Origin of the sequence: Bacillus sp. JJ634 (assembly GCF_036962285.1) — a bacterium.
GTDB lineage: Bacteria > Bacillota > Bacilli > Bacillales > DSM-1321 > Peribacillus > Peribacillus asahii_A.
The window spans coordinates 1-22622 of sequence record NZ_JBALMU010000048.1 but is presented as its reverse complement, the minus strand read 5'-3'; the positions used below and the strand labels follow the sequence as shown (position 1 = coordinate 22622).

Genomic DNA, 22622 nt, shown 5'->3' with positions numbered 1-22622 from the left:
ATTGCAACAAAGAAGAGGCGAAATCCAAATCTTTGGAAGGAGTCACTAGAAAAATGTCGAACAAATATATACATAAATAAGGTTGTTTTGTTTGACCTAAATTGACCAAAAAGTGTATCATACATACATAAACAAATTTAACCACTTTCTTAATCAAAGGAGGAACTAAACATGAACTTAATTCCTACAGTTATCGAACAAACAAACCGTGGGGAACGTGCCTACGATATTTATTCTCGCTTATTAAAAGACCGGATTATTATGCTAGGAAGCGCAATTGATGATAATGTATCCAACTCTATTGTTGCTCAACTATTATTCCTAGAAGCAGAAAATCCAGAGAAAGATATTACTCTATACATTAATAGCCCTGGTGGAAGTATTACATCTGGTATGGCAATTTACGATACAATGCAATACATTAAACCAAATGTATCAACTGTATGTATCGGAATGGCTGCTTCCATGGGTGCATTCTTACTTGCAGCGGGTGAAAAAGGAAAACGTTTTGCTCTTCCAAACAGTGAAGTTATGATTCACCAACCACTTGGCGGTGCGCAAGGTCAAGCAACAGAAATCGAAATTGCTGCTCGTCGCATTCTTTTCTTAAAAGAAAAATTAAACCAAATTTTAGCCGATCGCACTGGTCAATCGTTAGAAACTCTTCAACGAGACACAGAGCGCGATAACTTCATGACAGCTGACCGAGCACTTGAATACGGCTTAATTGATAAAGTTATTACTCGTAATGTACTAGATGAGAAAAAAGAATCTTAAGTAAGAAAAATGTAAAGTGTCTGAAGCTAGACACTAAAGCATATCATATTACATTTTCTTTTATCTTATAGAAAAAAGCGTCCTGCTATAGGACGCTTTTTTCCATGTATTACCCTTCTTGTTGAATAAACTGGACGAGCGATTCTAACGCTTCTTGCTCATCTCGCCCATCAGCAATAACCTTTACCGATACACCGGAGCTAATAGCAAGACTCATTAAGCCCATAATGCTTTTTGCATTCACTTTCCTACCGTCTTTCTCCAAATAGACGTCTGAATTAAAACGGTTTGCTTCCTGAACAAAAAGAGCGGCTGGACGAGCTTGCAATCCGGTTTTCAATTGTACTTCTATTTGTTTCTCCACCATCCCATCTTCCTCCTATCCCCTTTATTTCTTCGCCGACAATGCTTCTCCTCCACGAAGTTTATCTGCAATTTCGTCAATCTTTCTTAACCGATGATTAATACCTGACTTACTAATATTCCCGCCTGATACCATCTCACCTAATTCCTTTAATGTCACATCTTGATAAGCGACTCTTAACTCTGCAATTTCTCTAAGTTTATCTGGTAACACACTTAAGCCAACCGTCTCTTCAATATAGCGAATGTTTTCCACTTGTCGTAAAGAAGCTCCAATCGTTTTATTTAAATTGGCGGTTTCACAGTTAACAAGCCGGTTCACCGAATTACGCATGTCTCTTACAATACGAACATCTTCAAATCGTAATAAAGCAGAATGCGCACCGACTACGCTCAAAAATTCTGCAATCTTCTCGGCTTCTTTTAAATACGTAATATAACCTTTTTTACGTTCTAACGTTTTGGCCTTTAATCCAAATATATTCATAAGCTCACATAGTGCATCATTATGCTCTTTATAAAGTGAAAAAATCTCTAGATGATACGACGATGTTTCTGGATTATTAACCGACCCTCCAGCTAAAAAAGCACCTCTTAAATAAGATCTCTTACAACATTTCTTACCTATGATGTTATCGGATAAATGGTGAAGAATTTCAAAACCTTCACCTAAAATCTCTAAATCCGTTAAAACTTCTTGTCCGCCAGCTGATATTCTTACAATATATACATTGTTCTTCTTTAGCTTCATTTTTTTTCGAACTAGCAATTCTACTTGCACTTCATAGCTCTTTTTAAGCAGCGTATAAATTCTTCTAGCAATTGCTGCATTTTCTGTTTGAATATCGATAATTAACTTTCGATTAGAAAATGAAAGAGATCCATTCATGCGTATAAGCGCACAGAGTTCTGCTTTGCTGCAGCAGCCCTTGCTTTCTAAAGTGGTCAATTCTTTTTTTGTTTCTGAAGCAAAAGACACCCTGTTCACCTCCAATCGATTACAAGAAGAAACGCGCAGGCGGCTCGAACAGCTCGTGAAAAAAATAGGAAGAGTCCCCACAAATGCTGTTTGCCTTTTGGCGGCTCTTATGTTTTTCACAGCAAGCTAGCCGCTGGAGCTAGACAATTTACAGCTTACCATTCCTCGCTGCTTCTTACTTTTTTTCAATCATACGATAAAGTAACTCCGCTACTTTTTTCGTATCATGGCGTACCACATGTCCTTCATAACTAAAAATCCGATCTTGAATAATTTCAAGCCCCATATCCTTTAAGCTATCCACATCATAAACAACAGGCTTAGCGAATTCCTCTTCATAACGTTGTTGAATTTCGCGAGGAACCTCCTCATTATTCACTAAAATGCTATCAATACAAGAACAGCCAACATGGTTATACAGCGCTTTCACATGGTCACTTGCTGTATAGTCAAGTGTCTCGCCAGCTTGTGTCATTAAGTTACAAATATATACTTTCTTCGCAGAGGCTTCTACAATCGCCTTCCCAATTCCCGGAACAAGCAAGTTAGGTAAAATACTTGTATACAAGCTGCCCGGTCCAATAACAATCAAGTCTGCCCGCTTAATTTCTGTTAACGTTTCACTTAGTGGTTTAATATGTTCCGGTGTAAGAAATACTCTCTTAATTCGCTTACCTGAGAAAGGGATTTTCGATTCACCGCTTACAATCGAACCATCCTCCATCTCTGCATGTAACACAACACTTTGATTCGCAGCCGGTAAAACTTTTCCATGCACATTCAAAAACTTACTCATTTCTTGAATCGCATGAACAAAGTCACCTGTTAGGGAAGTCATAGCTGCCAAAATGAGATTCCCAAGAGAATGGCCAGACAATTCATTTTTCTCAGTAAAACGATGTTGAAACATTTTTTCAATAAAGGGCTCCACATCTGACATCGCAGCCAATACATTCCGAATATCTCCAGGAGCCGGAATATCCATTTCCTCACGAAGTCGGCCGGAGCTTCCCCCATCATCGGCAACTGTCACAATGGCTGTAATATCGACAGGATGTTTTTTGAGCCCTCGTAATAATACCGGCAGCCCTGTTCCGCCGCCGATAATTACTACTTTAGGTTGCTTCTGTTTTTTTGGCATCCTGTTTCCCCTTACGCTTCTCGATATCACGATGAGCAATCTGCGTTGTGTAATCTTTTTTGAAATAGTTAGCAAGATATTCTGTTAACGCAACAGAACGATGTTGACCACCGGTACAGCCGATTGCAATAATCAGCTGGGACTTCCCTTCACGTTTATAATATGGCAGCATAAACGTAAGCAAATCAGTTACTTTTTCTAAAAACTTCTTTGTCTCACTCCATTTGAGCACATAATTCGATACCTCTTCTTCCAACCCTGTTTGTGGTCGCATATGTTCAATATAATGAGGATTTGGTAAAAAGCGAACGTCAAATACAAGATCAGCATCGATTGGGATACCGTGCTTAAAGCCGAAAGACATCACATTGACTGTAAATACAGGTTGTTTACTAGTGGAAAATTCCATCGTGATTTTTTCTCTTAACTCACGCGGCTTTAATTGTGATGTATTGTAAATCAGCTGCGCTCTTCCCTTTAATTCATCTAAGAGATGACGTTCAAGCTTAATTCCTTCTAAAGGACGATCAAGTGGAGCAAGTGGGTGCGACCTTCTTGACTCCTTATATCTTCGCACTAACGATGCATCGTCAGCATCAAGAAAAAGAATTTGTGGAACGACCCATGGTGTTTGTGACAAATCATCTAAAGCAACGAATAAGGAATCAAAAAACTCACGTCCACGCAAGTCCATCACAATCGCTACTTTATTCATCTTATTCCTAGAGTCCTTCATTAACTCTAAAAATTTTGGCAATAACGCAGGTGGTAAATTATCGATACAAAAAAAGCCTAAATCCTCAAAGCTTTGAATCGCTACAGTTTTTCCCGCTCCAGACATTCCTGTAATAATGACTAATTGTGTTTCATTCTTCAGTTCGTTCAAATTCTTCACCCCCGCCTATAATCATTCTTTATAATCAACCTGGATCCAATCGATAAGAAAGTAATTTAAAGTCTGGTGTATACGTAAATGTCCCATAAATAATGCCCTTACCGTGAATCATATATTCTAAAATATGATGATCTCCTTCTGCCATCGCGAGTTCTTTCGTCTCATCTATCGGATGCCAATGAAGTTCTCCTTCTTCACACACATCATTATTAATTCCATCTGATTCTGTCGCATAGAATGTGAACATCATCCATTCTGTCAGGACTTTGTCTCCATCCTTCATAATAAAAGTAAAGATGCCTTTAATCGATGGGTTTTTCAGATACACACCTGTTTCTTCTCGGTATTCGCGAATACAGGCATCTCTAATGGATTCTCCAGGCTCCATCTTGCCTCCCGGAGCAACCCACCAACCTCGTCTAGGTTTTTTCAAAAGCAAAATCTGATTATCTTTTACTAATACACAATTTGTCACACGTTGCATATTTATCACCTCGATTGCCCTCTACTAACTTAAACAGGCTGAATTTGTATAGTAATAAGAAAAGCGTAAGTGCCTTGATTAGCTCCAACAGCTGCTTGCGAGTCGAAATGTGAAGCGGCTCTTTTTACTTTCTATCGGCTAAATCGAAGTACCTCGAAGGGCTCGGAGCCTCTAAGATGGAGCTAGACAACAAAGCGTTTCGAAAATCTTATACTTTCTGATTCTTAGAAGTCTGTTTTCGCTAAAACTCATGTATGTTATATCTTTTTATTATACTCTTTTTACTATAAGCTCTCAATGAACAACGCCCGTCATTTTAAGATGCGAAGCGCTACAGCCATATAACATAAAGAACCGACAGATACATCCTCTATTCTCCGGGGTGGTGAACTAGACGATGCCTTAAAGGAAATCAAAAAATTCCAGATGTTCTTCTTACACACAAAAAAAGACACAGACCAAAATGATCTGTGCAACAACGTGTTTACTTATAAAAGGGGGTCAATTACTTACCCTTACTATACCTAAACTTTATTTCAGCTGTGTTACAGCTTAGTTAAAACAGAATGACGATATGATTAAATGTTTCCATGGAAACATTTATGCTTTTATTTGTAACTTTTCTTTTAGCTCTTCTACATAATGTTGAACAGATTGGGCAGCAATGCTTCCGTCTCCTGTAGCTGTTACGATTTGACGCAATGTTTTTTCACGAACATCTCCAGCAGCAAAGATTCCAGCTACTTTTGTCTCCATTCGTTCATTCGTTTCGATATAACCTGTTTCATTTGTAATACCTAGGTTTTCAAATGGCTTCGTTAATGGCAGCATACCAATGTAAACGAAGACACCATCTGCTGGATGCTCTGTCTCTGTACCATCAACAGTAGATACAAGCGTTACACTACCTACTTTTCCATCTTTTTCATTAATTTGTTTCAATGTCATATTCCAAATGAAATCGACTTTTTCATTCGCAAAAGCACGATCTTGCAGAATTTTTTGAGCACGAAGCTCATCGCGACGGTGAACAATCGTTACTTTTGAAGCAAAGCGAGTTAAATACACACCTTCTTCAACAGCTGAATCTCCGCCGCCAATTACAAATAATTCTTTTCCCTTAAAGAATGCGCCATCACATACAGCACAATAAGATACGCCTCGTCCGCCTAATTCTTTCTCACCAGGAACACCGATTTTTTTGTACTCAGCACCTGACGAAATAATGATGGAACGCGCTTTGTATTCTTTTGAACCAGCGATAATCGTTTTATATTCTTCGCCATCGATGATTTCTTTTACATCACCATAAGCGTATTCAGCACCAAACTTCTTAGCATGTTCAAACATTTTGGTAGAAAGCTCTGGTCCAAGAATTGTTTCAAATCCCGGATAGTTTTCCACTTCCTCTGTGTTTGCCATTTGTCCGCCCGGCATTCCACGCTCTAGCATTAATGTGGAAAGATTCGCACGAGATGTATAAACAGCAGCGGTCATCCCAGCTGGACCAGCTCCAATAATTACTACATCATAAATTTTTTCTTCTGTCACATTGTTCACTCCTTCTGACTTTCCAACCAATTAATTAACGATAGTATTTCCTATCTATTATCCTATATAACAAATAACCATCAGTCCAAATATTTGCTCAGTTTAAGAAAGATTGAACAAGCTTAATGTACTTCGAAATGGTAGAAACGGAAATAAAGTGCTTCTCGGCAATGGCTGCCTGGCTTTTTTTCTCATCACGAATCTGATACCACACATACTCAAGAGCAGCCGCCCAGCCAGCAGGATTATTAAATTTATGCTGTACTTTCACCGCTTCCACAAATACGGAAAACCATAGTAAGTAAATTCCCGCTTCAGTCAATTTAATCGGCTTAAAATGCTGATACAGTAAATCCGCTGTTCGATCCGCAAAATCAATAACTGTCAGCTCTCGCTCTTTATTGGCATCCTTTACACAATCAGCATAGCTCTTTTCTAACGGTGTAAAAGCTGTATTTTTCACAAATAGCTTATTTTTCACTAAGCTTTGTTTATGCTTTGAATGCTTTACAAGAAAAATCGCAAACAATCTTTCTTCAATATGTTCACTTTCTAAACGTTTTAAAATAGATGGCAAATGATGTTCAAAGCCAGCAATAGCTACATTGGATTCGCTCCAAGGCTCCATTCCTTCTTTATCAGGATTTATTTCCACGACTTTTTTCCAAGCCTTATGAGCAGTCTGTTCATGCCCTAAATGGTACGCAGACGTAGCTAACCAAAAATAAAAAGAGGCGTCGCCTTCAAATCCTTTCTTTTGCAGCTGCTTTAACCATTTGTACGCTAATGAATACTTTCCAATTAACGCAAAAGTTGCACCTAATTTAAAACGATGCTCGATTAAAATTGGACGAACCTTTGCCAATGTATTGACTAACTCTCCCAGCTTCGCTTCATCCTGCTGGTAATGATGGAACACAGCCAAATTACAAAGGGCATGCAAATTTCCTGGACTCTTTTCTAACACTTCTTCTAAAGTGGCATACGCCTCATCGATTTGCCCTAAATAAAAATAGGCCAGCGCTAGATTATTATAAGCAGACCAGTAATCTTCATACTCTTCAATCATGTTCTTTAGTACTTCAATCGCTTTCGGAAAATTTCCCGCTTCTAAATATTCACGTGCTTTTTCTTGCTTCATAATGAGTCCATCTTGACTAAATAAGCTTTCTTCCGTTTCATCTGTTTCGAACGTAATGAGTTCAAGAAGATCCTCAGCCTCTTCACTAAATTCACCGTGTTCTTCTTTATCAAGATACGCATTAGCATGACGATACGCCTCTTCAAACATACCAAGATGCGCATAGTTATTGGCTAAAAAGTAATGACATTCAGTCATATAAGGATCCAGCACGTTTAGAATATTTTCAAGAAGATTATTCGAGTAATTGTATTCGCCAATTTCCGTACATGTAATAGCCAACTGACACGCAATCATTGGCTCTCCTGGTTCAAGCTCAAGCGCTCTCTCCAAATATTTTTTTGCTTTATATAATTCACGTTTGTGATATGCTTTTAATCCCTTGGTGAAGTAATATTCCCCAGTCGGGTAAAAGGACAATACTTTCGCCGGCTGTCCTAGTTTAGCGTCTTTACTCATGTAATCCTCCATCCACAAGTTGTTAACTACAGTAGTATATCATAATGCTGATTATTTGCCGAACCAGTAAATAAATAACAGGAACTAGAAAATTCACAGATACATCTATTGTAGCAGGTTTGTGCATGATTGCATGAATAATCACATGTCTTTTTTATGAAATTTCTATAGGGTGTAAAGCAGTTAAACCCTTGTGCTTATTAGGTTTTTTCATTTAATCAAACGTTTGATTAAATTTAAATATACGGAAGGGCTGCCCGAAAAGCCATTTTTCATGACTTTTTGGACAGCCCCCGGCCTATTACTTTTCTTCTTTCGATGCATGTCGTTCTTTTAATACAGTTAACACTTCTTGCAATGGAAGCTCTTGTTCTTGAAGTAAAACTAGTAAGTGATATAGTAAATCTGCACTTTCCCATTTCAGTTCTTCTGCATCACGGTTCTTCGCTGCGATAATAACTTCCGCTGCTTCTTCACCGACTTTTTTCAAAATTTTATCTACGCCTTCTGTAAATAAATACGTTGTGTACGAACCCTCAGGCATTTGTTCTTTTCGTTTTCCAATTAATTCTTCTAGTTCAAATAAAAATGCGGCATCTTGATTAGCCATGTCTTTCGCCCCTTTGTTTTGGTAGAATGTTTTCGTAAAGCAGCTTGTTGTACCAGTATGGCACGCGGGGCCATTTGGAATAACACGTACAACTAATGCATCTTGATCACAATCAAATGTTATATCCACAATCTTTTGTGTGTTGCCACTTGTCGCCCCTTTATGCCAAAGCTCTTGGCGGGAACGGCTAAAGAACACCGTTTCCCCTTTTTCAATCGATAATACAAGAGACTCTTTGTTCATGTAAGCAAGTGTCAACACTTCTTTTGTATTGGCATCTTGAACAATGGCTGGTACAAGCCCTTTTTCATCGAATTTAATGCTTTCGATTTTCATCGTACAACGACTCCTTGTTCCTTCAAAAACGACTTCACTTCTTTAACGGATGTTTCTTTGTAATGGAAAATAGAAGCGGCTAAAGCAGCATCTGCTTTTCCTTCTTCAAACGCTTCTTGGAAATGCTCCGCGTTCCCTGCTCCACCTGAAGCAATAACAGGAACAGAAACCGCCTCACTCACCGCTTTTGTTAACGCAATATTAAAGCCTTGCTTCTCGCCGTCACAATCCATGCTCGTTAATAAAATTTCGCCAGCCCCGCGGCTTACCGCCTCCTTCGCCCAAGCAACGACTTCCCAATCGGTCGCCGTTCTACCGCCATGAGTATAGACGCGCCATGAACCAAGCTCTTCATCATAGCGAGCATCAATCGCCACAACGATACATTGCGCCCCAAAATAATCAGAGCCTTCGTTAATTATGTCAGGACGAACAATAGCCGCTGTATTCAATGACACTTTATCTGCACCAGCACGTAAAATTTTCTTCATATCAGCCAACGAGTTAATCCCGCCGCCAACGGTAAAAGGAATGGCTAAGCTTCCTGCTACTGAACGAACGACATCGACCATCGTTTCACGTCCTTCATGTGAAGCAGAAATATCAAGAAAAACAAGCTCATCGGCTCCTTCTTGATCATAAAAAGCAGCCAATTCAACCGGATCCCCAGCATCGCGTAACGACACGAATTGAACTCCTTTTACAACGCGTCCATCTTTCACATCCAAACATGGAATAATACGTTTTGTGAGCATGTTAACCACGCACCTTTTCTAGTGCTTCTTTTACTGTAAAGCGATTCGTATAAATTGCTTTTCCGATAATGGCACCGATAATACCGCTCTTTTCATAGTTCTGAAGAGCCACCAAGTCATCCAATGAACTAATCCCGCCAGAAGCAATAACCCCTTTTCCTGTCGCTTCTGCCATCGCCACAACACCTTGTACATTTGGCCCAGACAACATGCCATCTGTTGCAATATCCGTTACAATAAATGTTTCCGCACCGGCATCCGCTAATGCTTTTCCAAGTTCAATCGCTAATGTTTCAGATGTTTGAAGCCAGCCATGCGTTGCCACACGACCATCTTTTGCGTCAATTCCAATAGCAATATGCTTACCGTACTTACGAATCATATCTTTTGTAAAAGCAGGGTCCGAAACCGCTGTACTTCCTAAAATAACACGCTCGACTCCGTTATCAAGATATGTAGCAATATCCGCTTCCGTCCGAATACCGCCGCCAATTTGAATTTTTGCTCCTAATTCTTTCGCTGCTTGAATTACATACGCATCATTAATACGACTGCCTTCTTTTGCACCGTCAAGGTCCACCATATGTATCCATTCTGCTCCTTGGTCTGCAAAATTCTTCGCCATATCAAAAGGAGAATCGCCATAAACCGTTTCCTGATTATAATCTCCTTGAATTAAACGTACACATTTGCCACCGCGCATATCAATGGCTGGATAAATCTTGAACTCGCTCATGCCTGATCCTTCCCTTCCACTAACGCCAAGTAATTTCTTAATAACGACATCCCCATTTGTCCGCTCTTTTCTGGGTGAAACTGCATCCCGAACACATTGCCGCTGCCCACAATCGCAGGAACTGCCACATGATAATCGGCTGAAGCTGTAACAAAGCTTGCATCCGTCTGTGCATAATAAGAATGAACAAAGTACACATAGTCTTCTTCTAACCCTTTTAATAATGGTGAAGATTGATTAAAAGAAAGGCGGTTCCAACCCATGTGAGGCACTTTATACTTCTCACCATTGTCCTCTCCAGTAAAACGAACAACTTTCCCTGGAATCAACGATAGGCCTTCTGCCGGACCATTTTCTTCGCTCTCATCAAACAATAGCTGCATGCCAAGGCAAATCCCTAATAAATAACCGCCATTTGCTACATATTGTTTAACAAACGTATCTAGCCCTGTTTCTTTTAACAAGTTCATTGCGTCACGAAATGAACCTACACCTGGAAGAATCAATCCGCTTGCTTTCGCTAACTCTTCCGGATTATTTGAAATAAAGGACTGTGCTTCAAGACGTTCCAATCCTTTCGTAACGGAAAATAAATTTCCCATTCCATAATCAATAATACCAATCATTTATAACATTCCTTTCGTTGAAGGAATTCCTTTGACACGCGGATCAATCATTGTTGCTTCATCTAAAGCTCTTCCTAACGCTTTAAAAATCGCCTCAATAATGTGGTGTGTATTGTGGCCATAGTGCACGATGACATGTAAATTCATTCTTGCTTCAAGGGCGAATTTCCATAAAAATTCATGAATTAATTCCGTATCAAATGTCCCTACTTTTTGTGAAGGAAAATCCGCACGAATTTCGAAAGCAGGACGATTACTTAAATCAATGACAACTTGTGCAAGAGCCTCATCCATTGGAACAAACGCATTTCCATAACGCTTAATCCCGCGTTTATCACCAAGAGCTTGTGAAAGAGCTTGCCCTAGACAAATTCCAATATCTTCTGTTGTGTGATGATCATCGATTTCTGTATCCCCTTTTGCATCGATTGTCATATCAAATTTTCCGTGTTTCGTAAACAGATCTAACATATGTGTCATAAATGGAACCGCTGTTTCAATCGAAGCTTTTCCTTCTCCATCAACTGAAAAGTCCAACTTAATATTCGTCTCATTCGTTTTTCGTTCAATACTTGCAGAACGCTCCATTATAAACCCTCCTTCTGTCCAATCGTATCTATATTTATAAGGTAAGAAAGTATATTTTTAATATTTAGTATCTAGTTCAAGGCCAGCGCTGACCTTGCACTTCTCTTATTTTTTACGAGCTTCAATGGCACGAGCGTGTGCTTCAAGACCTTCCATTCGTGCAAAAGCAGCGATTTTTTCAGCATTTTGTCGAAAAGCTGTTTCACTGTACATAATGATGCTTGATTTTTTTTGAAAATCATCAACATTCAATGGACTAGAAAAACGTGCTGTTCCGTTTGTCGGTAATACATGGTTCGGACCAGCAAAATAATCTCCGACAGGTTCCGAGCTAAAACGACCGATAAAAATCGCTCCAGCATGTCGAATTTGCGCCATGACTTCCATCGCATCACGCGTTATAATTTCTAAATGTTCCGGTGCTAATTCATTTACAGCATCAATGGCTTCAGCTAAGCTGTCACATACAACAATTCGACCGTAATCAGCAATAGAAGCTGCGGCAATATCACGACGAGGCAGCAAAGCAAGCTGCTTTTCCACTTCACTTGCTACTTCTTCGGCTAATTCAGGCGAAGTCGTAATAAGTACACTGCACGCACGAGCATCATGCTCTGCTTGTGATAAAAGGTCAGCTGCAACTTCTGCAGCAACCGCTGTTTCATCTGCTAAAACCGCAATTTCACTAGGTCCTGCAATCATATCAATCGCTACATCACCAAACACTTCTCGTTTAGCAAGCGCTACATAAATATTCCCTGGTCCGACAATTTTATCGACTTTAGCAATCGTTTCGGTTCCATAAGCAAGTGCCGCAATCGCTTGAGCGCCACCAACTTTATAAATTTCTGTTACACCAGCAATTTTGGCTGCCGCTAATACAGGCGCGGATAATGAACCATCTTTCCCTGGAGGAGAAACCATGACAATTCGTTTTACACCCGCTACTTTAGCCGGCATAATATTCATTAATACAGACGATGGATAAGCAGCTGTACCACCAGGAACGTAGACACCAACCGCATCAAGGGGCGTCATTTTTTGTCCAAGCATGGTTCCTGTTTCATCTGTCGTCATCCACGAATTACGCGTTTGTTTCTCGTGGAACTTTCGAATATTATCTGCCGCTTCTTGTATAATCGCCAGCTGTTGATCTGGTAAAGTTGCGACAGCAGCCTCTAATTCTGCTTCGGAAACAAGCAATTCCTTAACTTGTACACCGTCAAATTTTTCTGTGTATTGAAATACAGCCGCATCTCCATTTTTTCTTACATCATTAATAATATCTTGAACGGCTTTTCTTTGATCCTCGGTCCCCGAGTCAACCGAGCGCTTCAAGGAAAGGTCTTTTGTTAATTGTTCAATTTGCATACGCTCACCTCATTTAAAAAATCCGATCACTTATTCGATAATTTCTGCTAACCGGTCGACAATTTCCGTAATCCGCTCTTCTTTAATTCGATAGCTTACAGGGTTCGCTACTAATCGTGATGTAACATCCGCAATTCGTGCGTATTCAACAAGCCCATTTTCCTTTAAAGTTTGCCCCGTTGACACAATATCAACAATTCGCTCTGCCAAGCCGATTAATGGTGCCAATTCAATTGAACCATTTAACTTAATAATTTCGACTTGCTCACCTTGTTCACGGAAATAGCTTGAAGCAACATTCGGATATTTACTCGCAATCTTTGGCGCAATATCGCTAATTTTTGTATTTGGAAGCCCTGCCACCGCTAAGTAACAGGCACTAATTTTTAAATCAAGAAGCTCATACACATCGCGTTCTTCTTCAAGCATTACATCTTTCCCGGCAATCCCAAGATCCGCTACTCCATGCTCAACATATGTCACAACATCCATTGGCTTGGCTAATATAAAACGTAAATTTTCCTCTTCGACTTCAATAATTAATTTACGTGAATCATCGAATTCAGGAGGAAGACGAAAGCCTGCTTTACGCAACATCTCTGCAGCCTCTTCAAAAATTCTTCCTTTTGGCATCGCAATCGTTAAAAAGCTACTCATTGCTTACTCTCCCCCCATTCCCTACAAATAAATGTACATCCGAAAACGTTCTTGTATAAGCATCTACATTTTCTACTGCATTAATATCTTGAATTGTTACCATAATGCCTTCCGCACGCTTATGTTTAGCAAAGTCTAACGCTTCTTTACGACGCTCTGGGCTAAATAAAATACATTCTGGTACATCCGCTTCCTGTATTTCACCAATCGCTTCCACCAAACGATCCATGCGAATGCCGAATCCTGTTGCTGATGCATCCCATCCGAATTTATCAAGAAGGTTATCGTAGCGGCCCCCGTTTCCAATTGGTGAACCAACCCCGCCTGCATATACTTCAAATAACGTTCCTGTATAGTAGCTCATATGACTGACAAGTGTTAAATCCAAGCTTACATATTGATCAACACCAAATTCTTTTAATTGAACTGCCAATTCTTGCAACTCAGAAAGCTGTTCGCGACCATGCTCTCCTTCTAATAGATCAAGTGCTTTTGTTAACGTGTTTTCCCCGCCTCGAAGGGAAATAAATTCAATTAATCGTTGCTTATCAATAGAAGAAAGCGTTAAAGATTTCACATGCTCACGATAGCCTACATAATTTTTTTCATATAAAAATTTACGTAGTACGGCTGCTCTTTCTTCATTTCCTAAAATGCTTAAGAACAATTCTTGAACAAATCCGATATGCCCAATCGTAATCTTAAATTTTTCTAATCCTGCCGCTTTTAACACATCAGCCATTAAAGCAATCATTTCTGCATCGGCACTAGTCGACTTGTTACCAATGCATTCAATGCCCATTTGTTCAAACTCAGCGGGACGTCCACCTTCGCGCTGCTGTGCTCGATACACATTTGCAGAATACGCTAAGCGCAATGGAATTCTTTGATTTAATAACTTAGAGGCCGCAACACGCGCAATCGGTGTCGTCATATCTGGGCGAAGAACAAGTGTATGCCCTTGCTGATCCAGTAACTTAAACAATTGTTGATCTAAAATCGCTGATGCCTCACCAATCGTTTCATAATATTCTAAAGCGGGAGTTTCAATAAATTGATAGCCCCATTTCTTAATTTCATCACTCATTTTATTTCGGACCGCTGCTTTTGTTTCATAAAGCTCCGGCAGCGTATCTCTCATGCCTAACGGTTTTTCAAACATAAATGGCTTTGTCACGACTGCACATCCTTTTAATATAATGAATATTTTCTTACCATATCTTTCTTTAATTTATAAATAGTATCAAAAAAGTGGACAGAATCCTATAAATTATCACAATTATTATAATAAAAAAGCAAAATCCTTTAGTTCGCTAATATGGTAACAAAGTGAAGTTATATGTAGTGTACTCCTGCCCCTATGAACAGTCAAGTGCAAACTCCTTTTTCCTTTTCTTAATTAAGGACTTTTTATATCTGAACTAACAGACTCACCCTCATCAGGACTATTCTCCCATTTCATATTTGAAACATTTACCACTTACAACTAAAACTGCTAGGAACTATAATTGGAATTTGATAGCTAATTAGGTAATATAACTTAGGAGGAAGAACATGCAGAAATTTTTATCCATTATTCTAGCAGCAGTACTGTTTTTTACATTAACAAGCAGTCCTGGATACGCTGCTGCCTCTTTTAGTCCAGAAGACTTAGAGGAATATTTAACTGAAGTAGATATGACACAAACAGAATTGGAAGAGTACTTAGATTATTACGGTGTCGAATTAGAGGAATTTTCTTCTATTGAGGAGCTTCGTGATATGTTAGGGCCTGCTTTAACTCCAGCTGGCCTAGAAGATTTACTACATGAATATGATATGACAGAAGAAGAGTTAACGGCTTTACTCATTGAATACGGAGAAATGGAAGAAGGAGAAACGATTCTTGATTCGTTTTATTTCGTCTCTGATATCGAAATGCTCATTCTTTTCGACCAAGACATGGGTGATATCGACTGGACGGAGTTAATGGACGGCCTTTCTACTGAATTTGATATGAACGAAGAAGAATTAGAACGCTTATTTACGCATTTAGAACCCATTTTTGAACAACCTGAATTTGAAGATCAATTAATGACCTTAGCTGATCGTATGCTACAGTTTGAAGAATTTGAAACACTAGATGAGCTGACGGCAGAACAGGTAGCAGAATTATTCTCTATCTATGATGATTTACAAAACCTACTTCAGGTTCAATTCAAATTTGCCTTAATCAAAGACGGTGTGACAACCCCAATTTCCATAAAGGAACTGTATAGCATTGAAGAATTAGAAAATGCTAGTTTAGTAATTGCTATACATGATTTAAGCGGAAACTTGCTGCTAGATTTCATTTTAACAGGAGAGATGTTTAGCAGTGATTTAGTTAAAGAGGCCGGACAAGACTTGAAAGAGGCACCTAAAGTTATTGAAGAAGTAAAGTCAGAAGCAAGTAAAACTGTCCCAAAAACGGTTAAAGGCGGCTTACTGCCTCAAACAGCAGGTAATTATTTACTACATTCAATCGCAGGGCTTTTAATGATTGGCTTGGCATTTGTTTTATTTAAAAGAGCGAGAATGAACTAAATCTATGAACAGCAATCGACACTCTAGGCGAAATAAAGGCATGATTCTGACCTTAGCAATCATCCTTTTATTCATAGGGATATATTTCACCACTACCAATGCGTACACCTTGCTAAAGGGTTATGCACTTTATAAATGGGATAAGAAGGAGACTGATGTGACTACTTCTCAAGAAAAGCGAGAAGTAGCAGCGCAACAAGAATTATATCCTACTCGGCCTGAAAAAGGAGACATGATAGGAGATCTTTACATTCCTAAATTAGACAGCACTTTGCCCATTTACCATGGAACCAATGAAGATGAATTGGAGAAAGGTGTTGGGCATTATGCAGGTTCGGTGCTGCCTGGTGAAACAGACAATTCCGTACTATCAGGACACCGCGATACTGTATTTCGAAAGCTAGGCGAAGTAGGAAAAGGCGATTTACTTATTACAAACACAGAAGCAGGTACATTCACATTTAAAGTACGAAAAGTGCGAATTGTGGATGCAGATGATCGTACCGTCATTGTTCCTAAACCGAAGGCAACCTTAACGGTCACCACCTGCTATCCTTTTTCATATATTGGTAATGCGCCTGAACGATACGTGTTAATTGCAGATTTAATAAAAACTGAAGTATCGAAATAGAGAAATAGGCTGCGAGAAATCGCAGCCTATTTTCACAATATAAAGGGGACCAAACTGTAAGGTAACTTTCAAAAGCTAAGATTCAGGGGGCTCAATCAATCATGGATAAACAACAGCAAGAACATTTCTTTCGTCTATTAAGACAAACCTATGAATCTGCAACGGCAGATGAAGATGTCTCTATTGAAAAGATATTAGCCCAAATTAAAAGCGGCCTATCTGATATCTTTAAAAAACTACACTAAAAAGAACTTACCCTCCTAATGGAGAATAAGTTCTATTACAATCATTTAGTTTCGCGCTCTCTCTTCCATTTCTTCCTTCGTATAAATGACGCGCATTGGATTTCCACCGACTAAAGCACCCGCTGGCACATCTTTATGAACAAGGGACCCTGCAGAAACAATCGCACCATCTCCAATAATGACACCTGGAAGAATTGTGGAGTTTGCTCCAATCATCACCTCATCACCAATGACAACATCCCCTAAACGATATTCGTGAATTAAATACTCATGGGCAAGAATGGTCGTATTATATCCAATAATGGAATTATTCCCGACCGATATTTTTTCAGGAAACATCGTATCAGGCATGACCATCAGTGCAAAGGACGTTTGCTTGCCGATTTTCATATGCAGGAATGTTCGATACATCCAATTCTTCACAGACATAAAGGGTGTAATACGAGCAATTTGAATGATGATAAAGCACTTAACAACTTTCCAAAAGGACACGGTCTTATACACTTGCCAAAGCGAATTAGATCCTTCGACTGGATAGCGGACCGTTCTTCTCATACCGTCTTCCCTTGTAAAATATCGATTAAATCTGACATATGATTTAGTATATAATCTGGATGATACGTTTTTAAAAACTCAGTTCCCTTCAACGACCACGCTACACCAGCCGTCTTCGTCCCTGCATTTTTTCCACCGAGAATATCGTGATAATTATCTCCAATCATCATCGCCTCAGCTGGATCTGAACCAAGAGCATTCAACGCCTTTAAAAGCGGCTCCGGATCTGGTTTAGGCTTTTCGATATCATCCATCGTCACGACTACATCGAAGAACTGATCTAATCTGCTTAACTTGAGTCCTCTTTCAACGATATCTCGCTTTTTTGTCGTAACGATGGCCAGCTTATACTTGCTTTGAGACAAGCTTTCTATCGTCTCGTATACGCCATCAAACTGCGTCACAAGCAAGTCATGGTGCTCCCAATTATGCTTGCGGTAAAAAGCTATCATTTCCTCCGCAAGCTCCGGGTTAATGGATGAAAAAGTCTCTATTAAAGACGGACCAATAAATGGGAGAATATCTTCCCGTTTATACTGTCCTGGATAGTAATGATTGAGTGTTTCCGTAAAAGAAGCAATAATTAATTCATTTGTATTAATTAAAGTTCCATCTAAATCGAATAATAAAGTAGAAATATTACTGCTCATACACAGCTCCCTTTCTTTGCACACTTTCATAGCGATTCCATATATATCCTACGGCGATTGTCAGGACAATTGCCGTCACTAACCGAATGATTAATAGAGGCAGAACAGGAATCCCTAATGGAATAAAGATTAACGTGTCTTCTACTACGGCATGGCATGCTACTAAAAAGATAAAAGCTAATGTCATATCTTTTTTCGACACACCTTCTTCTTTAGCAGCTTGAATCATGACCCCTGCCCCGTAAGCAAGCCCGATTGTTAAACCGGTTGCAAATGGCAGCGCTGCATTCTCCTTCATGCCTAATACCTTCATAACTGGCCGAAGCATTCGTGAAAAAGCTTCCAGCCATTTTTTATCTTTCATAATTTGAATAATGATCATCAATGGAATGACAATCAGCGCAAGTTGGACAATCCCCAGCAGCGCCTTCACGATACCATGAGAGACAATGGCCCATACCCCTGTAATTTCAGCAGTTTGTTGACTGACAAGCCCATACTGCGCCATTTCTGATCCCCCGTCCCATAAGAGGTTAATCATCACCGCAGCTAGTAGAGCTAATCCAAGTCGCACCGTCAAAATCACCCACAGCTTCACGCCTACTTTCATCGCAACACCCGTCTCAATCAGCAAGTTATGCGAAAAAGAAAGCATAACGGCAATAATAAATACTTCTTTTACCGTCAAATCGAGCGTCAAAATTCCCGCAATCCCGGCATATAAATTAAGAAAATTCCCAAGAACGAGCGGAATGGCCGCATCTCCAGATAAACCGAGCAGCGCCATGAATGGACTAATTAAATCAATCACCCACGGCAAAATCGGAGTATATTGAAGAATGGTTACAATCAACGTAACTGGAAAAATAACTTTTCCTAAGGTCCATGTTGTCTTTAATCCAACCATGAATCCCTTCTTCACTGACTCCCCGTACATAACCCTCTCTCCTTTTCTTTCATCCTAAGCATCTAAATATCGCTGCTTTGCCATCCCGCTAAATCGACGATAGACGAATAAAGCAACCGCCACAATAATAAGAGTTAATGAAAGAATCTGTGCCATTCGAAGCGATTCTGTTAACATTAAACTATCTGTACGCAATCCTTCGATAAAGAAGCGACCGACTGAGTACCAGAATAAATAAGCTAAGAAAATTTCACCGCGGCGTAAATTTACTTTTCTTAGTAATAAAAGAATTACTACACCAAGTAAATTCCACAATGACTCATATAAGAAGGTTGGATGATAATAAGCACCATTAATATACATTTGATTAATAATAAATTGTGGCAAATGCAGATTTTCTAAAAAGGCTCTTGTGACCTCTCCGCCATGTGCTTCTTGGTTAATGAAATTTCCCCACCGACCAATTGCCTGACCAAGCAATAAACTCGGTGCTGCAATATCAGCAATTTTCCAAAAAGAAACTTTTTTAACCTTCGCAAAAACAACCGCTGTTAACACCGCACCAATTAACGCACCATGAATCGCAATACCGCCATTCCATATTTTAATAATCTCACCTGGATACTGCGAATAGTAATCCCATTGAAAAATGACATAGTAAATGCGTGCACAAATGATGGCAATAGGCACCGCGAATAAAATTAAATCAACAAATAACTCTTTATGTAATCCTCTTCGCTCTGCTTCTCGAATAGCAAGCACAAGGCCCAGTAACACACCAATTCCGATAATAAGGCCATACCAATTAATTTGGAGCACACCTAAATCAAGCGCCACACGGCCAATCGGTTGAATATCTTGTTCCATTTATGTCCCTCTTTTCTACTTAAAAATCATCATGATCTGCTTCTGCAATTGCATGATTCAAACGATCAGAAAACTGCTCAGCAGCATTTACTCCCATTCGTTTTAAGCGATAATTCATCGCTGCCACTTCAATAATGACCGATAAATTTCGACCAGGTCGGACAGGTACTGTTAATTTTGTAATTTCTGTATCAATAATTTTCATGGTTTCTTCATCTAACCCAACTCGGTCATATTGCTTGTTTTTCTCCCAGAGCTCTAGGTGAATAACAATCGAGATTTTTTTATTACTGCGAACAGCTCCTGCTCCAAACAGTGTCATCACATTAATGATGCCTAATCCGCGGATTTCAAGCAAATGCTCAATGAGTTCTGGTGCATTTCCAACAAGCGTATCTTGATCTTCTTGCCGAATCTCTACACAGTCATCCGCCACTAGACGATGTCCCCTCTTCACTAATTCAAGTGCTGTCTCACTTTTTCCAACACCACTTTTGCCTGTAATAAGAACACCCACGCCATAAATGTCTACTAACACACCATGCACAGCTGTTGTTGGGGCTAACCTGCTTTCCAAGAAGTTTGTTAAGCGACTGTACAACCGTGTTGTTTTCATATTTGACAGCATAACCGGTACCGATTCTCGTTCAGAAGCCTCGATTAATTCTTCCGGCACAATCTGACCACGCGTAATAATAATCCCTGGTGTCGAGTCACGACAAAGCTCTTCCATACGATGTTTACGCTCCGCTTCATTAAGTCGTGTAAAAAAAGACACTTCTGTCCGCCCTAATAATTGAAGACGCTCAGCTGGATAATAATCAAAAAAACCCGCAATCTCAAGTCCCGGACGAGATAAGTCGCTTGTCAAAATCGGTCGGTTAACTCCTTCTTCACCACTAACAAGCTCAAGGTTAAACGCATCGATTACATCTTTTATACGAACTTTAGCCATCTAGGCTGCCCTCCTTTTTGGAGTAAATTTTTTTGACTCAATGCTCATTCCATTTTAGCATTTTTCCCGCAATATCCAAACAATGCGTTTTTATGAGCAAATACTTTCTGAATCGGTGTGATTTTTTTATATGGCTTTGTTATAATACGCTGTGGATTTTTAGCTCATTTAATCAACCATATTATTTAACACAACCTTTCATAATAAGGAGGCTTGCCGAATTCGACAAGCCTCCTTATTATCATTATGAAACTGAGATTGCACCAGTCTTCGTATCTGCAAAAATATGCAAAACCGGCGTTTGGTCATACACGGTCTGAAACTTTAACACTTTTTGAATTACATCGCTCTTTTCTTCTACGATTTTGATTCCTTCTAGATTGACATTAAAACCACCTAAATTCGATTTTAACTCTCCTGATACAGCGGCTCCAGACGCTACAGATAGCTGAATCTTCCCTGTAATTGACTTAGCGTATAAAGAATCACTTTCTTCATTGTCATTCCGACAAATAATTTGCCCGTTAAAGGTCTGTACATCCACCTTTTTAAAGTGTCCTCCAGCTTCAATCGCCCCATTCAACGTTTCAGCTTCAACTTTATCAAAGTGAGACGCTTGAATCGTAATCGTACCATTTCCTGTTTCTAATTCACAATTCTCTCCTCTGACGCTATCCATTGAAATCGATCCATTCGCTGATTTTACTTTTACTTCTTCTGCAGCTAAGGATTCTGCGGCTACTCCCCCATTAAACATCCTAATCCGAAGCTTCTTATATTCTTTTTGCGGGACATAAATGAGTACATCTGCTTTAATGCCCTTTTCTTGTAAGTAAAATTTCAACGTTCCACCTTCAATGGCAAATATCACTTCGTTTAAGAAGGTTTCACGCGCTTGATCTTGGTCATCGACGCGGTACACCTTTGCTTCACACTCTACACGCACATCATGGTGATCCCAGGCAATCATTTTTATTTTTCCATTTGCGATATCCACATCTAAGTCTTGAATGACTTTTTCATCATGCTGAAAGATATGAGAAACAGTGAATGATTTCCCAAAATTAAAATCTAAATCTGTATCTTTAATTTTTTGAAAAGCACTTTCAACAAATTCAAAGATTTTCTCTTTCGACGATTGAATATTTTTCTTAAATGTATCATGAGCGTCATCATGATATTGCTTCTTCGCCTCAATTACTTCTGTTGACAACTCATTTTTCAAAATTTGCTCTTTCTGTTCACTTTCTTTCCCTGCTTTGTCTAATGCCTCTAAAATAGTTAACGCTTCTTCCGCGGTGATTTTACCATCTTGAACGAGTTGAAGAATTCTTTTCTTTTCTTCCTGCATCGCTACTCCCCACTTTCTGCTTTATACTCTATACATACGCCCAGATAGTTAAAAGGTTTCATGTTTCTTCCATTCGACGATTTCCTCGGAAATAATCGATATTGAATAAAAATTCCACAAAAAAAGCAAGCCAAAACGGCCTGCCTTTTTACATATTTTGCAAAAACAAAGCCCATTACGGTGCGCTGGCACCCCCTTTAGGGATGGAATGAATGTTTGCTCAAATGCGGTGTACAGATAAAATACCGAAAATACGTTCTGTACACCAAGTGTTCCTAATGGTATAATTTGGTAAAAGGGATGTTCTTTGAAAACTGAACATAAGTGGTTGTGACAGGAAAAACGTCTGTCACGTAAAATGTTCAACGTTCTGCCGACCAACACTCTTCATAGAAAGAGTGCGGTATCGTAATCCTAGACAAGTATC

25 protein-coding genes are annotated in these 22622 nt (G+C 39.4%); 4 read left to right on the top strand and 21 right to left on the bottom strand.

Going from position 1 to position 22622, the window contains the following annotated elements:
• Window positions 1–171: 171 nt before the first annotated feature.
• A complete protein-coding gene (gene clpP / locus V7068_RS09015; RefSeq protein WP_499712405.1) occupies window positions 172–777 on the top strand; it encodes an ATP-dependent Clp endopeptidase proteolytic subunit ClpP in 606 nt (201 codons plus the stop codon).
• Window positions 778–886: 109 nt separating this feature from the next.
• Here the strand turns inward: clpP and V7068_RS09010 are convergent, their stop codons facing one another.
• From V7068_RS09010 to V7068_RS08940, 15 genes are all read right to left on the bottom strand, one after another.
• A complete protein-coding gene (locus V7068_RS09010; RefSeq protein ID WP_252287324.1) occupies window positions 887–1144 on the bottom strand; it encodes an HPr family phosphocarrier protein in 258 nt (85 codons plus the stop codon).
• 21 nt (window positions 1145–1165) lie between these two features.
• The gene (gene whiA, locus V7068_RS09005) at window positions 1166–2119 is read right to left on the bottom strand and encodes a DNA-binding protein WhiA (RefSeq protein WP_499712403.1); all 954 of its coding nucleotides are present in this window, start codon (window positions 2117–2119) and stop codon (window positions 1166–1168) included.
• Between the two features lie 175 nt (window positions 2120–2294).
• Window positions 2295–3260 carry a gluconeogenesis morphogenetic factor MgfK gene (gene mgfK, locus V7068_RS09000; RefSeq protein ID WP_499712401.1) on the bottom strand — a complete coding sequence of 322 codons (966 nt, stop codon included), beginning with the start codon at window positions 3258–3260 and terminating at the stop codon, window positions 2295–2297.
• Complete coding sequence (gene rapZ, locus V7068_RS08995) at window positions 3235–4146, bottom strand: RNase adapter RapZ (protein ID WP_499712399.1); 912 nt, start codon at window positions 4144–4146, stop codon at window positions 3235–3237. Before rapZ ends, mgfK begins: the two co-directional genes overlap by 26 nt.
• 34 nt (window positions 4147–4180) lie before the next feature.
• Complete coding sequence (locus V7068_RS08990) at window positions 4181–4639, bottom strand: NUDIX hydrolase (RefSeq protein WP_499712397.1); 459 nt, start codon at window positions 4637–4639, stop codon at window positions 4181–4183.
• Between the two features lie 600 nt (window positions 4640–5239).
• Window positions 5240–6190 carry a thioredoxin-disulfide reductase gene (gene trxB / locus V7068_RS08985; RefSeq protein ID WP_499712395.1) on the bottom strand — a complete coding sequence of 317 codons (951 nt, stop codon included), beginning with the start codon at window positions 6188–6190 and terminating at the stop codon, window positions 5240–5242.
• Window positions 6191–6287: 97 nt separating this feature from the next.
• Window positions 6288–7790, bottom strand: coding sequence for a tetratricopeptide repeat protein (locus tag V7068_RS08980; RefSeq protein ID WP_499712394.1), 1503 nt, complete (start codon window positions 7788–7790; stop codon window positions 6288–6290).
• 301 nt (window positions 7791–8091) lie between these two features.
• The gene (gene hisIE / locus V7068_RS08975) at window positions 8092–8736 is read right to left on the bottom strand and encodes a bifunctional phosphoribosyl-AMP cyclohydrolase/phosphoribosyl-ATP diphosphatase HisIE (protein ID WP_499712392.1); all 645 of its coding nucleotides are present in this window, start codon (window positions 8734–8736) and stop codon (window positions 8092–8094) included.
• On the bottom strand, window positions 8733–9491 hold the full coding sequence (gene hisF / locus V7068_RS08970; RefSeq protein WP_499712390.1) for an imidazole glycerol phosphate synthase subunit HisF: 759 nt from the start codon (window positions 9489–9491) through the stop codon (window positions 8733–8735). The genes hisIE and hisF overlap by 4 nt, the downstream gene beginning before the upstream one ends.
• 1 nt (window position 9492) lies before the next feature.
• Entirely contained in the window at window positions 9493–10227 is a 735-nt protein-coding gene (gene hisA, locus V7068_RS08965) for a 1-(5-phosphoribosyl)-5-[(5-phosphoribosylamino)methylideneamino]imidazole-4-carboxamide isomerase (protein WP_499712388.1), read from the bottom strand.
• Window positions 10224–10853 (bottom strand): imidazole glycerol phosphate synthase subunit HisH, encoded by a 630-nt coding sequence (gene hisH / locus V7068_RS08960; protein ID WP_127762043.1) that lies wholly within the window; start codon window positions 10851–10853, stop codon window positions 10224–10226. Before hisH ends, hisA begins: the two co-directional genes overlap by 4 nt.
• Window positions 10854–11441, bottom strand: coding sequence for an imidazoleglycerol-phosphate dehydratase HisB (gene hisB / locus V7068_RS08955; RefSeq protein ID WP_119117681.1), 588 nt, complete (start codon window positions 11439–11441; stop codon window positions 10854–10856).
• 105 nt (window positions 11442–11546) lie between these two features.
• Window positions 11547–12812, bottom strand: coding sequence for a histidinol dehydrogenase (hisD, locus tag V7068_RS08950; protein WP_499712385.1), 1266 nt, complete (start codon window positions 12810–12812; stop codon window positions 11547–11549).
• Window positions 12813–12842: 30 nt separating this feature from the next.
• The gene (hisG, locus tag V7068_RS08945) at window positions 12843–13469 is read right to left on the bottom strand and encodes an ATP phosphoribosyltransferase (RefSeq protein ID WP_119117679.1); all 627 of its coding nucleotides are present in this window, start codon (window positions 13467–13469) and stop codon (window positions 12843–12845) included.
• Window positions 13462–14646 (bottom strand): ATP phosphoribosyltransferase regulatory subunit, encoded by a 1185-nt coding sequence (locus V7068_RS08940; RefSeq protein WP_127762045.1) that lies wholly within the window; start codon window positions 14644–14646, stop codon window positions 13462–13464. Before V7068_RS08940 ends, hisG begins: the two co-directional genes overlap by 8 nt.
• A 377-nt stretch (window positions 14647–15023) precedes the next feature.
• On the opposite strand from V7068_RS08940, the gene V7068_RS08935 reads away from it, so the two are divergent.
• From V7068_RS08935 to V7068_RS08925, 3 genes are all read left to right on the top strand, one after another.
• Window positions 15024–16034 (top strand): processed acidic surface protein, encoded by a 1011-nt coding sequence (locus tag V7068_RS08935; RefSeq protein WP_499712382.1) that lies wholly within the window; start codon window positions 15024–15026, stop codon window positions 16032–16034.
• Between the two features lie 4 nt (window positions 16035–16038).
• Window positions 16039–16665 carry a class D sortase, LPxTATN-specific gene (gene srtD, locus V7068_RS08930; RefSeq protein ID WP_499712380.1) on the top strand — a complete coding sequence of 209 codons (627 nt, stop codon included), beginning with the start codon at window positions 16039–16041 and terminating at the stop codon, window positions 16663–16665.
• A 101-nt stretch (window positions 16666–16766) separates the two neighbouring features.
• A complete protein-coding gene (locus tag V7068_RS08925) occupies window positions 16767–16910 on the top strand; it encodes a hypothetical protein (protein WP_164853306.1) in 144 nt (47 codons plus the stop codon).
• Between the two features lie 45 nt (window positions 16911–16955).
• Here V7068_RS08925 and V7068_RS08920 read toward each other — a convergent pair whose 3' ends face one another.
• The 6 genes from V7068_RS08920 to V7068_RS08895 all read right to left on the bottom strand — a co-directional run bounded on the left by V7068_RS08920 (window position 16956) and on the right by V7068_RS08895 (window position 22195).
• Entirely contained in the window at window positions 16956–17465 is a 510-nt protein-coding gene (locus V7068_RS08920; RefSeq protein WP_127762048.1) for an acyltransferase, read from the bottom strand.
• Entirely contained in the window at window positions 17462–18115 is a 654-nt protein-coding gene (ppaX, locus tag V7068_RS08915; protein ID WP_499712377.1) for a pyrophosphatase PpaX, read from the bottom strand. Before ppaX ends, V7068_RS08920 begins: the two co-directional genes overlap by 4 nt.
• Complete coding sequence (locus V7068_RS08910; RefSeq protein WP_499712375.1) at window positions 18105–19052, bottom strand: nucleoside recognition domain-containing protein; 948 nt, start codon at window positions 19050–19052, stop codon at window positions 18105–18107. The genes ppaX and V7068_RS08910 overlap by 11 nt, the downstream gene beginning before the upstream one ends.
• A gap of 24 nt (window positions 19053–19076) precedes the next feature.
• A complete protein-coding gene (gene lgt, locus V7068_RS08905; RefSeq protein ID WP_499712373.1) occupies window positions 19077–19889 on the bottom strand; it encodes a prolipoprotein diacylglyceryl transferase in 813 nt (270 codons plus the stop codon).
• A 19-nt stretch (window positions 19890–19908) separates the two neighbouring features.
• The gene (gene hprK / locus V7068_RS08900) at window positions 19909–20844 is read right to left on the bottom strand and encodes an HPr(Ser) kinase/phosphatase (protein ID WP_252287337.1); all 936 of its coding nucleotides are present in this window, start codon (window positions 20842–20844) and stop codon (window positions 19909–19911) included.
• A gap of 244 nt (window positions 20845–21088) precedes the next feature.
• Window positions 21089–22195 carry a DUF4097 family beta strand repeat-containing protein gene (locus V7068_RS08895; protein ID WP_499712371.1) on the bottom strand — a complete coding sequence of 369 codons (1107 nt, stop codon included), beginning with the start codon at window positions 22193–22195 and terminating at the stop codon, window positions 21089–21091.
• Between the last annotated feature and the right edge of the window lie 427 nt (window positions 22196–22622).

Excerpts from the sequence above, each read along its gene's own strand:
- clpP (WP_499712405.1), top strand. The coding sequence starts at position 172 with ATGAACTTAATTCCTACAGTTATCGAACAAACAAACCGTGGGGAACGT.
- V7068_RS09010 (WP_252287324.1), bottom strand. The coding sequence starts at position 1,144 with ATGGTGGAGAAACAAATAGAAGTACAATTGAAAACCGGATTGCAAGCT.
- mgfK (WP_499712401.1), bottom strand. The coding sequence starts at position 3,260 with ATGCCAAAAAAACAGAAGCAACCTAAAGTAGTAATTATCGGCGGCGGA.
- V7068_RS08990 (WP_499712397.1), bottom strand. The coding sequence starts at position 4,639 with ATGCAACGTGTGACAAATTGTGTATTAGTAAAAGATAATCAGATTTTG.
- V7068_RS08980 (WP_499712394.1), bottom strand. The coding sequence starts at position 7,790 with ATGAGTAAAGACGCTAAACTAGGACAGCCGGCGAAAGTATTGTCCTTT.
- hisIE (WP_499712392.1), bottom strand. The coding sequence starts at position 8,736 with ATGAAAATCGAAAGCATTAAATTCGATGAAAAAGGGCTTGTACCAGCC.
- hisF (WP_499712390.1), bottom strand. The coding sequence starts at position 9,491 with ATGCTCACAAAACGTATTATTCCATGTTTGGATGTGAAAGATGGACGC.
- hisA (WP_499712388.1), bottom strand. The coding sequence starts at position 10,227 with ATGAGCGAGTTCAAGATTTATCCAGCCATTGATATGCGCGGTGGCAAA.
- hisH (WP_127762043.1), bottom strand. The coding sequence starts at position 10,853 with ATGATTGGTATTATTGATTATGGAATGGGAAATTTATTTTCCGTTACG.
- hisB (WP_119117681.1), bottom strand. The coding sequence starts at position 11,441 with ATGGAGCGTTCTGCAAGTATTGAACGAAAAACGAATGAGACGAATATT.
- hisD (WP_499712385.1), bottom strand. The coding sequence starts at position 12,812 with ATGCAAATTGAACAATTAACAAAAGACCTTTCCTTGAAGCGCTCGGTT.
- hisG (WP_119117679.1), bottom strand. The coding sequence starts at position 13,469 with ATGAGTAGCTTTTTAACGATTGCGATGCCAAAAGGAAGAATTTTTGAA.
- V7068_RS08935 (WP_499712382.1), top strand. The coding sequence starts at position 15,024 with ATGCAGAAATTTTTATCCATTATTCTAGCAGCAGTACTGTTTTTTACA.
- srtD (WP_499712380.1), top strand. The coding sequence starts at position 16,039 with ATGAACAGCAATCGACACTCTAGGCGAAATAAAGGCATGATTCTGACC.
- V7068_RS08925 (WP_164853306.1), top strand. The coding sequence starts at position 16,767 with ATGGATAAACAACAGCAAGAACATTTCTTTCGTCTATTAAGACAAACC.
- V7068_RS08920 (WP_127762048.1), bottom strand. The coding sequence starts at position 17,465 with ATGAGAAGAACGGTCCGCTATCCAGTCGAAGGATCTAATTCGCTTTGG.
- ppaX (WP_499712377.1), bottom strand. The coding sequence starts at position 18,115 with ATGAGCAGTAATATTTCTACTTTATTATTCGATTTAGATGGAACTTTA.
- V7068_RS08910 (WP_499712375.1), bottom strand. The coding sequence starts at position 19,052 with ATGTACGGGGAGTCAGTGAAGAAGGGATTCATGGTTGGATTAAAGACA.
- lgt (WP_499712373.1), bottom strand. The coding sequence starts at position 19,889 with ATGGAACAAGATATTCAACCGATTGGCCGTGTGGCGCTTGATTTAGGT.
- hprK (WP_252287337.1), bottom strand. The coding sequence starts at position 20,844 with ATGGCTAAAGTTCGTATAAAAGATGTAATCGATGCGTTTAACCTTGAG.
- V7068_RS08895 (WP_499712371.1), bottom strand. The coding sequence starts at position 22,195 with ATGCAGGAAGAAAAGAAAAGAATTCTTCAACTCGTTCAAGATGGTAAA.